Origin of the sequence: Clostridium sp. MB05 (genome assembly GCF_046581255.1) — a bacterium.
In the GTDB taxonomy this organism is placed as follows: domain Bacteria; phylum Bacillota; class Clostridia; order Clostridiales; family Clostridiaceae; genus Clostridium.
Map to the genome: position 1 here is coordinate 1,899,686 of NZ_CP174370.1, position 13,042 is coordinate 1,912,727.

General features: G+C 29.1%; 11 protein-coding genes. All 11 read left to right on the forward strand.

Annotation, left to right across the window (positions count from 1 at the left end):
- The first annotated feature begins 17 nt into the window (after nucleotides 1-17).
- The 11 genes from ACH36K_RS08875 to ACH36K_RS08925 all read left to right on the forward strand — a co-directional run bounded on the left by ACH36K_RS08875 (nucleotide 18) and on the right by ACH36K_RS08925 (nucleotide 12,878).
- Nucleotides 18-431, forward strand: a complete 414-nt coding sequence (locus ACH36K_RS08875; protein ID WP_411170569.1) for a hypothetical protein — start codon at nucleotides 18-20, stop codon at nucleotides 429-431.
- Nucleotides 432-921: 490 nt separating this feature from the next.
- Nucleotides 922-1,146 carry a hypothetical protein gene (locus ACH36K_RS08880; RefSeq protein WP_411170570.1) on the forward strand — a complete coding sequence of 75 codons (225 nt, stop codon included), beginning with the start codon at nucleotides 922-924 and terminating at the stop codon, nucleotides 1,144-1,146.
- 119 nt (nucleotides 1,147-1,265) lie between these two features.
- Entirely contained in the window at nucleotides 1,266-1,520 is a 255-nt protein-coding gene (locus tag ACH36K_RS08885) for a hypothetical protein (RefSeq protein ID WP_411170571.1), read from the forward strand.
- A gap of 423 nt (nucleotides 1,521-1,943) precedes the next feature.
- Nucleotides 1,944-3,299, forward strand: a complete 1,356-nt coding sequence (locus tag ACH36K_RS08890) for a uracil-xanthine permease family protein (protein WP_411170572.1) — start codon at nucleotides 1,944-1,946, stop codon at nucleotides 3,297-3,299.
- A gap of 329 nt (nucleotides 3,300-3,628) precedes the next feature.
- Nucleotides 3,629-4,984 carry a uracil-xanthine permease family protein gene (locus ACH36K_RS08895; protein WP_411170573.1) on the forward strand — a complete coding sequence of 452 codons (1,356 nt, stop codon included), beginning with the start codon at nucleotides 3,629-3,631 and terminating at the stop codon, nucleotides 4,982-4,984.
- A 195-nt stretch (nucleotides 4,985-5,179) separates the two neighbouring features.
- A complete protein-coding gene (locus ACH36K_RS08900; protein ID WP_411170574.1) occupies nucleotides 5,180-6,940 on the forward strand; it encodes a sigma 54-interacting transcriptional regulator in 1,761 nt (586 codons plus the stop codon).
- Nucleotides 6,941-7,137: 197 nt separating this feature from the next.
- The gene (gene xdhA, locus ACH36K_RS08905; protein ID WP_411170575.1) at nucleotides 7,138-9,429 is read left to right on the forward strand and encodes a xanthine dehydrogenase molybdenum-binding subunit XdhA; all 2,292 of its coding nucleotides are present in this window, start codon (nucleotides 7,138-7,140) and stop codon (nucleotides 9,427-9,429) included.
- A gap of 12 nt (nucleotides 9,430-9,441) precedes the next feature.
- Nucleotides 9,442-10,323 carry a xanthine dehydrogenase FAD-binding subunit XdhB gene (gene xdhB / locus ACH36K_RS08910; RefSeq protein ID WP_411170576.1) on the forward strand — a complete coding sequence of 294 codons (882 nt, stop codon included), beginning with the start codon at nucleotides 9,442-9,444 and terminating at the stop codon, nucleotides 10,321-10,323.
- On the forward strand, nucleotides 10,316-10,789 hold the full coding sequence (gene xdhC / locus ACH36K_RS08915) for a xanthine dehydrogenase subunit XdhC (RefSeq protein WP_411170577.1): 474 nt from the start codon (nucleotides 10,316-10,318) through the stop codon (nucleotides 10,787-10,789). Before xdhB ends, xdhC begins: the two co-directional genes overlap by 8 nt.
- Before the next feature lie 68 nt (nucleotides 10,790-10,857).
- On the forward strand, nucleotides 10,858-12,219 hold the full coding sequence (locus tag ACH36K_RS08920; RefSeq protein WP_411170578.1) for an 8-oxoguanine deaminase: 1,362 nt from the start codon (nucleotides 10,858-10,860) through the stop codon (nucleotides 12,217-12,219).
- An 80-nt stretch (nucleotides 12,220-12,299) separates the two neighbouring features.
- Nucleotides 12,300-12,878 (forward strand): NTP transferase domain-containing protein, encoded by a 579-nt coding sequence (locus ACH36K_RS08925; RefSeq protein WP_411170579.1) that lies wholly within the window; start codon nucleotides 12,300-12,302, stop codon nucleotides 12,876-12,878.
- The last annotated feature ends 164 nt before the right edge of the window (nucleotides 12,879-13,042 follow it).

The window sequence follows — 13,042 nt, forward strand, 5'->3', positions numbered from 1 at the left end:
AACTAAGGGTGAAACAAATGATTAAATTTAAAATACAAAAAGGTAAAAATGAGGAGCCTATTTTTAAAATAAGGATAAAGGATAAAGAGTTAGTTAATTATCCTTTTTTAAAGAGAGCTATAATTGAAGCTAAAGAGATAAAAGGAAGGTATAATTATCAAGTTCCACTTAGGTATTTTGTGCCTTTAGTAAACAATATAAATAAGGAAAGCTTATGTATAGATAAAGATAGCAAACTAGAGTTTTTTGAGTTTTGGGACGATTTTGAAGAAAAATATTATGCAAGTTTAACTGCGACTCCTAAGTTTATGAAATTATGGAGAGAGGAAAAATGCCCTAATATATTTAAAATTAAAATAGATATGGAAAATCTGACTTTAAGTAAGGAAATTGCATTTAAGAAAATAAATATTAGATTTGGAGAAATATAAAAAAGAATCAATGCTATATGCTTTGATTCTTTTTTATATAATTAATGAAGGAGATGAATTTATATGGATTAGCCATAAAGCTAATAGCTATCTTTAATTATATGAATATAAATACATAATTGTTACATATAAAAATAGTATTTTTAATAATTTTGATTTAAGTTATAAACTTTTATTTAAATTAATTTTTATGGTATATATATGTTCTAATTAACATTCCGCATCATCTACGGTTAAATTAAAATTAATAGTTAAAAGTCAAAATATAAGTTTAATAGCGAATTAGAATCAGATATATTTTTAAATTTTACATATATAGGTTCTTTAAAGTCATCTTATAACCATATAACTTACAATAATTGAAATAATATATTAAATGTAGAAACTTTAATAGAACCTATATATATGATTTTCAATAAATTAAAAAATATATATAATTATATAAATGTGCTATAATATAGATATATTTTTACGAAAGGCAAAAGTAATTATGAAGAATTTAATTAAACTATCAAACATACTAATTACTATAGCAATAGTTATAAGTTTATATGGTTTTTATAAAATATATGAAGTAAGACAACATCTACCTGTTGGAGCATGTCCGATTGAGGATAATAGACCTATATTATACGTAGGAATTTTCTTTATGATATTATCTATAATTGTATCTTATATAGAAGATACAAAATTAAAAAAGAAGATTAAACATTAAATATATTAAGATAGAGGGTAAGGGAAAATTTGAGACAACGAATTGAAAGAAAGTACATAATAAAAAAAATTAAAATCCTTATTGAGTTTTGTAAGAACGCTTTAGATTTATATAATTTAATGAAATTAAATTATGTAATAGAGATAAAGTTAGGAGAAGACTATTTATATGAAAAGGGAGATAATCTAGCCCAGACTTTAGAAAATTATTTTGTTGAAGAAGGTTATGATATAATAGTTGAATGCTATACAGAAGATAAAAATTCATATTTAATAATAGATTGTGAAGATGAAATAGATAATATGTGGGATGTAGTTAGTTTTATATATAGGTTGCTAGTTAAGCTTAATATAAAGCATGAAATTATTTGGTAATATCAATATGATAAAAAATTATTAATTTGATATAGATAAATTAATAAATAAATGTAAGGAAACTCGCTATTTATAAGTTAATTTAATTATCATTTTAATACTTTGTGTAATCTATTAAAAATAGTATAAGTGACTGAAAAGACTGAATATTAAGTAAATTTTAAAGGGCTTTTAAAGTTTGGCATACTTATTGCTTTTGTAATAAGTGAAACTTTAAAGGCTCTTTTAAGTTATAGAAATTTAAAACATATAGCTATGTGAAAAAATAATGTCAAAAAAATTTAAACGGTTACAAAAGTGGTATAAAAGAATAAGTCTATTATCAATCCGAGAATCCATTCTCGTTTTGATAATAGTTATTATATTCTCGAGTGATGTATTAAGTTTAAATTAATAAGTTTACATGAGGGGGAATATATTATTATGTTAGAAATGGGTAAAAGAAAAGCTAAGAGCACTTCTATTTTTGAGGTAGATGGAACACCTTCATTAAAAAAAGCAATGCCATTATCGTTACAACATTTATTAGCTATGATAGTTGGAAACGTAACACCTGCTATTATAGTTTCAGGAGTAACTGGGTTAAGTTTAAGCGATAAGACTCTTTTAGTTCAATGCTCACTATTTATGGCAGGAATTGCAACATTAATGCAATTATATCCTGTATGGAAGCTAGGTTCAGGATTACCAGTAGTAATGGGAATAAGCTTTGCATATGTGCCAACGCTAACAGCCATAGGTTCAGCCTATGGAATAGAAGCTATATTTGGAGCACAGTTAATTGGAGGATTTGCAGCTATATTAGTTGGAGCATTTATAAAGCCTTTAAGAAAGTTATTTCCTCCTTTGGTAGCTGGAACTGTTGTATTTACAATAGGGTTATCTCTATATCCAACAGCTATAAAATATATGGCTGGAGGAGCTACTGCAAAGGATTTTGGATCGCCTATTAATTGGACTATAGCTATAGTTACATTAGTTGTAGTTTTAATTTGTAATCATTTTACAAAAGGATATGTTAAGCTAGCATCAATATTAATAGGGATAGTTGTAGGATACATTTTTTCTATAGTTATTGGCAAAGTTGATTTTACAGCAATTACTGAAGCGGGATGGATTCAGGTTCCTACCCCATTGCATTTTGGGATGAAATTTATGCCTTCTGCAATAATATCTATGGTTATAATATATATAGTTAATTCTGTACAAGCTGTAGGAGATTATTCAGCTACAACAGAAGGGGGACTTAATAGAGAACCTAAGGATACTGAATTATCAGGAGGAATAATGGCAAATGGAGTATCAAGTATAATAGGTGCATTTTTTGGAGGGCTTCCAACTGCTACTTATAGCCAAAATGTTGGAATAGTTGCAATGACAAAGGTTGTTAGTAAATTTATAATAATGATAGCAGCTGTATTTATGTTAATTGCAGGTTTTATACCTAAATTTGGAGCATTAATCACAACAATACCACAAAGTGTTTTAGGTGGAGCTACCATAATAGTATTTGCTATGATTACTATGACAGGAATTAAAGTAATTATTAAAGACGAACTTTCAAGTAGAAATATGAGCGTTGTAGGTCTTTCTGTTGCTCTTGGAATGGGTATAACACAAGTTCCAGGTGCTTTAGATACTTTTCCAAGCTGGGTTAATATGGTTTTTGGAAGTTCACCAGTAGTAATAACAACTTTATCAGTAATACTATTAAATTTAATACTACCAAAACAAACTATAGAAGAAGAAGATAACGAAAGAAGCAAAATAGAGATATAAAATAAAAGACTATATATAGAACTAAAATTTTATGTATAGTCTTTAATAGTTTATAAATAAATATAAGAATATTTTAAAGTTATAGTATTTACTATTTTTAACTTAAGTGAAGCAAGCTTTAAAAATCCTTTTGAATTATAGAAATTCCAAACATATATATGTAAGAAAAATAATATTAAAAGGAATTTAAAAGGTTATGAAATACAAAAATAATATAAAAGAATAGCGTTATTATCAAAATGAGAAGAAAGTTCTTCAGTTGATAATGATGATATATTCTCGAGTGATGTATTAAATTATAAATCTTACATGAGGGGGAATATATTATTATGTTAGAAATGAGTAAAAGGAAAAAGAGGAGTACTTCAGTCTTTGATTTAGATGGAGTTCCTTCGCTAAAAAAAGCAATGCCCTTATCATTACAACATTTACTAGCTATGATAGTTGGAAATGTAACACCAGCTCTTATAGTTGCAGGGGCAACTGGATTGGATTTAAGTGATAAAACTCTTTTAGTTCAATGTTCATTTTTCATTGCAGGAATTGCAACGTTGATGCAATTATATCCTGTATGGAAGATAGGATCAGGATTACCAATGGTAATAGGAGTAAGCTTTACTTATGTACCGACATTAATTGCTATAGGATCAACCTATGGAATAGAAGCTATATTTGGAGCTCAGCTGGCTGGTGGATTTGTAGCTATATTATTTGGCGCTTTCTTAAAACCTATGAGAAAATTATTTCCGCCACTAGTTGCAGGTACTGTTGTATTTTCTATAGGATTATCTTTATATCCAACAGCTATAAGATATATGGCTGGAGGAACAGATGTAAGTGATTTTGGATCTCCTATTAATTGGGCAATAGCTATAATTACATTAGTTGTAGTTTTGTTTTGTAATCATTTTACAAAAGGATATGTTAAACTAGCTTCAATATTAATAGGGATAATTGTAGGTTATATAATTTCCATGATTATGGGAAGAGTTGATTTTACAGCAATTTCAACTGCAGCATGGATTCAAGTTCCTACTCCGTTTCATTTTGGAATTAAGTTTATACCTTCAGCTATAGCATCTATTAGTGTAATATATATAGTTAATTCTGTAGAAGCTGTAGGAGATCTTTCAGCTATAACAGAAGGAGGACTTAGTAGAGATGCTAAAGATACTGAGATATCAGGAGGAATAATAGGAAGCGGTGTAGCCAGTGTACTTGGTGTGCTTTTTGGAGGACTTCCGACAGCTACTTATAGTCAAAACGTTGGAATAGTTGCAATGACAAAAGTTATTAGTAAATTTGTAGTTATGATAGCGGCTTTATTTATGTTAATTGCAGGTTTTATACCTAAATTTGGAGCATTAATTACAACAATACCTCAAAGTGTCTTAGGAGGAGCAACTATAATAGTGTTTGCTATGATTACAATGACAGGTATTAAGATAATAATTAAAGATGAATTGTCAAGTAGAAACATGAGCATTGTAGGACTTTCAGTTGCTCTTGGAATGGGAGTAACACAAGTTCCTGGAGTTTTAGATGCATTTCCAAGTGGGGTGAACATGGTTTTTGGAACTTCACCGGTGGTAATAACAACTATATCAGTAATATTATTAAATTTAATATTACCAAAGAAAACTATAGAAGAAGAAGAAAATGAAAGAAGCAAAATAGAAGGATAGTATTATAAAAAGGCTACACATAAGCATAAATTAAGGCTTTATGTATAGCCTTTAATATATTATAAATTAAATGCATATGATAATTATAAAATTTACAAAAAGGTAATTAATGGCATGGGAATTGCTATTAATTATATATAAGTAAAATATTAAAATATTTAACTTATATTATAAAACTTAAAGAGGTGTTTAGATATGTCATCTATATTGAAAGAAATTCAAGGTGCTGTAATGAAATACATCAATATAGTAGAAAAAATACTTATGGTAGATGTAGAAGTAGTAGATGAAAACTTAATAAGAATTGCAGCTACAGGCGCATATAGAAATAGAATAGATAAAGATATATCGAAGCAAGGATATGCTTATAGAGAAGTATTAAAAACAGGAGAATTTAAAGCTATAACTGAACCTGGTAAAGATAGCATTTGCAGAAATTGCATAAAAAGAGGAAAGTGTGAAGAAGTTTTTGAAATGAGTACTCCAATAAAATTACAGGGTAGAATAATAGGAGTTATAGGCTTAGTTTGTTTTAGTAAAGAACAAAAACATCATATAATGGAAAGATTCGAAAACTATAGAGCTTTTATGGAACAAATAGCAGAGTTTATAAGTACTGCAGCCTATGAAAATATACAACGAAAAAGAGAAGATGTAGTAGTAAAATCTTTAAATCTAATAATAGATAAAATGGATCAAGGAGTAATGGTGTTAAATAAAAATGATAAAGTTACTCATATAAATTCAAAAGGTGTTGAACTTATAAAGCATGTAGATAATTTTTTTGCATCAAAGGTAGTTATAGAATCAACTGGTGATAGTTTATTTCAAATGGAAATTTACAAAGTTTCTATAGGAAATCAAAGTTTTCAATTTATAGGCAATATTTTTTCTATGGGGATAAATGATAAACAATTTGATAAGATATTTATTTTTAGAGATTATAAAGGTTTTAGAGATGATATCTCAGAATATACTAATATAAAAAAGGTTATTAAGACAGAAAATATATTAGGACAAACCAAAATTATGAAAGAGCTAAAGAATAAAGTGAAGAAAATAGCACTTTCAACTTCTACAGTATTAGTTACAGGGGAAAGTGGTACAGGAAAAGAGGTTTTTGCTAGAGCTATACATAATGAAGGAAATAGAAAAACTAAGGCTTTTGTAGCCATAAACTGTGGAGCAATTCCAGATACACTATTAGAAAGCGAATTATTTGGTTACGTTAAGGGAGCATTTACTGGAGCAGACCCTATGGGGAAAATAGGTAAGTTTGAGCTTGCTAATAAAGGAACAATATTTTTAGATGAAATAGGAGATATGCCAATTTATCTTCAAACAAAGATTTTAAGAGTTTTACAAGAAAGAAAGATAACAAGAGTAGGATCAAATAAAGAAATAGATATAGATGTTAGAGTAATTGCAGCAACAAATAAAAATCTAAAGGAACTTATAAAAGAAAATAAGTTTAGAGAAGATTTATATTATAGATTAAATGTTATTCCATTTGAAATTCCAGCATTAAGAGAGAGAATAGATGATATAGAGATATTAATAAGCTTTTTTATAGAAAAGTACACAAATCTTTTAGATAAGAGTTTTAAATCTATAACAATTACTGAAGAAGTAAAAAAAGCTTTTTATAGCTATTCTTGGCCAGGAAATGTTAGAGAGTTGGAAAATACTATAGAATTTATAGTTAATATGATAGGTGTAGATGGAATAATAGATAAGGAAGTTATACCAAAGAATATTTTATCTGCAGAAAAAGCACAATTATTTATAGATAGAGAGGATATTATACCATTAAAGGAATTAGAAGAAATAGAAATAAAAAAAGCACTAGATTTATATGGTACTACCACTGAAAACAAAAAGAAGATAGCACAAAAATTAGGAATAGGAATAGCAACTTTATATAGAAAGATAGAAGAGTATAAATTATTAAGGTAGAAGATAATTTTATCATAAAGAAATTACAGCAAATTAGTAAATAAAAAGCTAATAAAATTATTTAGAGGTGTTGGCTTTTTATAAAATAAATATAAGTAATAAACACAATACGCAAGCATTGACAGGATATATATAGCAATAAAATTTTATATATTCTAGTTATGTAAATAATTACAAAAAATTTGTGGAGGTGTAAAATGACTTACAAAGTAATAGGGAGTAGCGTAAATAGATTAGATGCAGTTGCTAAAGTAACAGGTAAAGCTAAGTATGTAGACGATTTTTTTGAAAGAGATATGCTAGTTGGAAAAGTTCTAAGAAGTCCTTATGCACATGCTAAAATAAAAAGTATAGATGTTGAAGAGGCTAAATTATTAGAAGGAGTAGAAGCTGTAATAACTTATAAGGATTTACCAAATATTAAGTTTGGAACAGCAGGACATCCATGGTCTTTAGAGGAAAGTCATAGAGATATTGAAGATAGGTTAATACTTACTGATAAGGCAAGGTTTGTTGGTGATGCAGTAGCAGCAGTTGTAGCAACTGATGAAATAATAGCCGAAAGAGCTTTAAAACTTATAAAGGTTGAATATGAAGTTTTACCTCATATTATAAAGCCGGAAGATGCTATAAAAGAAGGAGCTCCAGCAATACATGAAGAAATACCTAATAATATTTTGAGCCAAATGGGATCAGAATCAGGAAAGGTAGAAGAAGACTTTAAGAATGCGGATAGAATTTTTGAAGATACCTTTGAAACTAGCATGGTTCAACACTGTCAAATGGAAAACCACAGTGCATATGCTTATGTTGATGGAGAAGGAAGAATAGTTGTTGTATCATCAACTCAAATCCCTCATATAGTTAGAAGAATAGTTGGGCAAGCTTTTGGGATACCTTGGGGAAAAATAAGAGTAATTAAACCATATATTGGAGGTGGATTTGGTAACAAACAAGACGTAGTTCTTGAACCACTAACAGTAGCAATGAGTTTGGCTGTGCATGGAAGACCAGTAAGATATGGATTAAGTAGAGAAGAATGTTTTATAGATACAAGAACTAGACATGCTATGAAATTAAAATTTAAGACTGCAGTATCAAAAGAAGGAAAATTACTTGGAATATATATAGAGAACTTAGTTAATAATGGAGCCTATGCTTCACATGGTCATTCAGTTACCATGAGTGCAGGAGGAAAATTTAGACCATTATATGATTTTAATTCAATTAAATATAATCCCAAAACAGTTTATACAAATCTACCAGTTGCAGGAGCTATGAGAGGATATGGTGCACCTCAAATGTTTTTTGCCATAGAAAGCCATGTTGAAGATATAGCAAGAGAATTAAATATAGATCCTATAGAATTTAGATTAAATAATTTAATAAGTGAAGGCTATGTAGAACCAGTTAGTAAGAATATAGCAAGAGCTTTTGCTTTGCCTGAATGTATTAAAAAAGGAAAAGAGCTAATAAAATGGGATGAAAAGAAAAACTTATATAAAAATCAAAGTGGAGACAAAAGAAAAGGAATAGGAATGGCTTGCTTTAGCTACTTTAGTGGAACACATCCAGTTGCTTTAGAGGCAGCAGGAGCAAGAATAGTTATGAATCAAGATGGTTCAGTTCAGTTACAAATCGGAGCAACTGAAATAGGACAAGGTAGTGATACGGTTTTTGGTCAAATGGTAGCAGAAACTTTAGGATTACCTATGGATATGGTACATGTTATAAGCACTCAAGATACTGATGTAACTCCTTTTGATACAGGGTCTTATGCATCTAGACAAACTTTTGTTTCAGGAGCAGCAGTAAAAAAGGCGGCATTAGAAGTAAGAGAGAAGGTTTTAAACTTTGCAAGTTCTAAGTGTGGATTAGAAAAAGAGGCTTTAGACCTTGAAAATTGCAATATAATAGAAAAAGAATTAGGTAGAATTGTATGTTCATTAGAAGAAATTGCTATGGAGTCCTATTATGACAGAATAAAATCCTGCCCTATTACAAGTGATACATCTGTTAATGTTAGAAGTAATGCAATAGCCTATGGAGTTACTTTTACAGAGGTCGAAGTAGATATAAAAACAGGACAAATAGAAGTTCTAGAAATATACAATGTTCACGATTCAGGTATAATTATGAACCATAAGTTGGCAGAAGGACAGGTTCATGGTGGAGTTAGTATGTCATTGGGATATGCTTTATCAGAACAAATGTTATTTGATGAGAAAACTGGAAAACCATTAAATAATAATTTGCTTGATTATAAGTTACAAACAATAATGGACACTCCTAATATAGGGTCAGCCTTTATAGAGAAATTTGAACCAGCAGCTGGTTTTGGTCAAAAATCACTAGGTGAAAATACAACAATTTCTCCAGCACCAGCAATACGTAATGCAGTATTAGATGCAACAGGAGTTTCATTTAACAAAATTCCGATGAATCCTCAGTCAGTTTTTGAAAGATTTAAGGAAGTTGGACTAATATAAGGGGGAATAGAGATGTTTGATATAGAGAATATTCATGGACCTAAGACCATAGAGGGAGCCTTAGACATTTTAGAAAGTAGAGAAAATGTAAAAATAATAGCTGGTGGCACAGATGTATTAATAAAGTTGCATCATGGAAGCATGCAAGGAGTGGAACTTTTAAGTTTAAGAGACATAGAAGAGCTAAAAGATATAAAACTAAATGATAAAGAAGAGATAGAAATAGGAGCTATGGCAACATTTACTGATATATTTAGAAATGAAATAATAAATGAAAATATATACGTGCTATCAGAAGCAGGTGTTTCCATGGGAGGGCCTCAAGTAAGGAATATGGCAACTATAGGTGGAAATGTATGTAATGGAGCAGTTTCAGCAGATAGCGCAACAACTCTTTTTGCTTTAAATGCGACTCTCTTACTAAAGAGTAAGAAAGAAGAAAGACTTGTTCCTATAAAAGATTTTTATCTTGGACCTGGTAAAGTTAGCATTCTTCCAAATGAAATATTAACAAAAATAATAATAAAAAAAGAAGATTATAAAGGTTACAAAGGAAATTATATAAAATTTAGCAATAGAAAAGCAATGGATATTGCAATGCTTGGAGTTTCAGTAGTTGCACATATAGAAGAAAATAAATTTAAGGATTTGAGAATAGCTTTAGGGGTAGCGGCCCCAACTCCTATAAGATGTGTACAAGCTGAAGATTTTTCTAAAAACTTAGATATAAGCATAGATAATATAGAAAAAATATCAGAAAAAGCTATGTTAGATGCAAAACCAAGAAATTCATGGAGAGGATCTAAAGATTTTAGAACTCATCTAATTAAAGAATTAACTAAAAGAGGAATATTAGAAGTTATTAAAAGAGCAGGAGGAGAAGTTAATGAGTAGCGACTTTATGAAGAAAATAACTCTTATAGTAAATGGAAAAAAACATACTTTAGAAGTAGATATAAGAGAAACACTGCTAGAAGTATTAAGAGAAAGATTACACTATACAGGAGTAAAAAGAGGTTGCTCTGTTGGTGAATGTGGTGCATGTACAGTTTTAGTTGATGGAACACCTATAGATTCATGTATATATATGGCTGTATGGGCAGAGGGGAAAGAGATACTAACTGTAGAAGGATTAGAGAGAAATGGAGAACTTTCAAAGGTGCAAAAAGCATATATAGATGAAGGAGCAGTACAATGTGGTTTTTGTACTCCAGGATTAGTTCTTACAACTACTTCTCTTGTAAATAGTGGAAAAAAATATACAGATGAAGAGATAAAAAGAGAAATATCAGGACATTTATGCCGTTGCACAGGATATCAAAAGATATTTAATGCAACTAAGAAATCTTTAGAAGATTAAAGAACTCTATAAAGTTAAATATAAAAGGGCTTGTGACTATTAAAGTTATAAAATTTGGAGGGGTCAATATGAAAAAAACCTTATTTATAAAAAATATTAAAGCTTTAGTAACCTGTGACGAAAAAGATAATCTCTTTGAAAACGTAAATATATATATAGAAGATGGAATTATAAAATATATAGGTAACGACATTTTTGAAGCAGAAGAAGTAATTGATGCTAAGGATATGTATGTGTATCCAGGACTTGTAAATAGTCATCATCATCTTTTCCAAACCTTCACTAGAAATTTACCACAAGTTCAAAATATGGAACTTTTTGATTGGTTAACTACTTTGTATGAAATTTGGAAGGGAGTAGTTTCAGAATCTGTAAGATATAGTGCTTTAGTTGGAATGGGAGAACTAATGAAATATGGTTGCACAACTTGCTTTGATCATCATTATCTTTTCCCAGAGAAAGCTGAAGAAACTCTTATAGATGCACAATTTAATTCAGCTAAAGATTTAGGAATTAGATTTCATGCTTCAAGAGGAAGTATGAATTTAAGTAAAAAAGATGGAGGGTTACCACCAGATTCAGTTGTTCAAAAGATGGATAAGATATTATATGACTCAGAAAGAGTAATAAAAAAATATCATGATGCGAATGATTTTTCTATGAGGCAAGTAGTCTTAGCGCCTTGTGCTCCATTTAATGTAACTGCAGAGTTAATGAAGGAAAGTGCAAAACTTGCTAGAAAATATAACGTAAGACTTCATACACACTTAGCAGAAACATTGGATGAAGAAAGGTATACTCTTGAAAGATTTAATATGAGACCACTTGAATATATGGAAACCATTGATTGGATTGGTAGTGATGTATGGTATGCTCATGGAATTCATTTTAATGATGATGAGCTTAAGGTTTTAGCAAAAACACAAACAGGAGTAGCGCATTGCCCTATATCAAATATGAAATTATCATCAGGTATTGCAAGAATTCCAGAAATGATAAATTTAGATGTTCCAGTTGGATTAGCTGTAGATGGAAGTGCAAGCAATGATGGATCTAATCTTTTAGAAGAGCTTAGAGTTTGCTATTTACTTCATAGATTAAATTGGAGTAATAAAGCACCAACAGGTTATGATATACTAAAAATAGCAACAAAGGGAAGTGCAAGAGTTCTTGGAAGAAAAGATATAGGTGAGCTTTCAGTTGGAAAAGCAGCAGATTTATTTATGATAAACTCTAATAGAATAGAGTTTATAGGGGCTCAATATGATCCAAAATCAATATTAGGTACTGTAGGTTGTAAATCACCAGTTGACTATACAATAGTAGCAGGAAAAATTGTCGTAAAAGATGGTAAACTTACTACCATAGATGAAGAAAAGACTACTTTTGAAGCAAGAAAAGCAGTAGAAACTTTATTTAGCAAAATATAATGAATTATAATAGTATAATTTTGTGAATTTCCAACTATATATGAAAGCGGTTACTTGAAAATAAGGAAGTAGGTGTAAGAATGAATGCAATAATTTTGGCATCTGGTTTCAGTAAAAGAATGGGGAAAAATAAGCTTTTAATGAAAATCGGTAAAGAATTAATAATTGAAAAAGTAATAAAAACAATAAAGATAAGTAATTTTTCAAATATAATTTTGGTTGGAAATGATAAAAAGGTTATAGAACTTGCTATTAATTATGGAATAAAGCCTATAAAAAATGAATCTCCAGGTTATGGCCAAAGTCAATCCATAAAGCTAGGATTAAAAGAAGCAAATTTAGAGTATAACTTTATGTTTTTTTGTGGAGATCAGCCATTTATAGATACAGAATCCATAAATAAATTAATAGATGCTTCTAATTTGTATAAAGAAAATATAATAATTCCTAGATTTATTGATAAAATAGGAAGTCCTGTAATTTTTCCTAAAAGCTTAAAACAGAACTTAGAAAATTTACAAGGAGATGTTGGAGGAAAAGAAGTAATTAGGAATAATAAAGATCTAGTAAAATATGTAGATATAGATAATTGCTTATTTTTACAGGATATAGATACTATAGAGGATTATAAAGAGTTTATTGAAGTTATAAAAAAATAAAGAAACAGTTATCAAAATGATATAAATTATTATTTTGATAACTGCTTTATTTCATATAATAGAGATTATTTATAATTATTATAAATATATAGAAATTTCTATCTTATATTTTAAAGACACTGCTTAAATAGCAATTTTATTCCATAGATTTAGCTCTTAAAAAA

What these genes read in the sequence shown, in the direction of transcription:
- ACH36K_RS08875 (WP_411170569.1), top strand. Translation starts at nt 18, where the DNA reads ATGATTAAATTTAAAATACAAAAAGGTAAAAATGAGGAGCCTATTTTT.
- ACH36K_RS08880 (WP_411170570.1), top strand. Translation starts at nt 922, where the DNA reads ATGAAGAATTTAATTAAACTATCAAACATACTAATTACTATAGCAATA.
- ACH36K_RS08885 (WP_411170571.1), top strand. Translation starts at nt 1,266, where the DNA reads ATGAAATTAAATTATGTAATAGAGATAAAGTTAGGAGAAGACTATTTA.
- ACH36K_RS08890 (WP_411170572.1), top strand. Translation starts at nt 1,944, where the DNA reads ATGTTAGAAATGGGTAAAAGAAAAGCTAAGAGCACTTCTATTTTTGAG.
- ACH36K_RS08895 (WP_411170573.1), top strand. Translation starts at nt 3,629, where the DNA reads ATGTTAGAAATGAGTAAAAGGAAAAAGAGGAGTACTTCAGTCTTTGAT.
- ACH36K_RS08900 (WP_411170574.1), top strand. Translation starts at nt 5,180, where the DNA reads ATGTCATCTATATTGAAAGAAATTCAAGGTGCTGTAATGAAATACATC.
- xdhA (WP_411170575.1), top strand. Translation starts at nt 7,138, where the DNA reads ATGACTTACAAAGTAATAGGGAGTAGCGTAAATAGATTAGATGCAGTT.
- xdhB (WP_411170576.1), top strand. Translation starts at nt 9,442, where the DNA reads ATGTTTGATATAGAGAATATTCATGGACCTAAGACCATAGAGGGAGCC.
- xdhC (WP_411170577.1), top strand. Translation starts at nt 10,316, where the DNA reads ATGAGTAGCGACTTTATGAAGAAAATAACTCTTATAGTAAATGGAAAA.
- ACH36K_RS08920 (WP_411170578.1), top strand. Translation starts at nt 10,858, where the DNA reads ATGAAAAAAACCTTATTTATAAAAAATATTAAAGCTTTAGTAACCTGT.
- ACH36K_RS08925 (WP_411170579.1), top strand. Translation starts at nt 12,300, where the DNA reads ATGAATGCAATAATTTTGGCATCTGGTTTCAGTAAAAGAATGGGGAAA.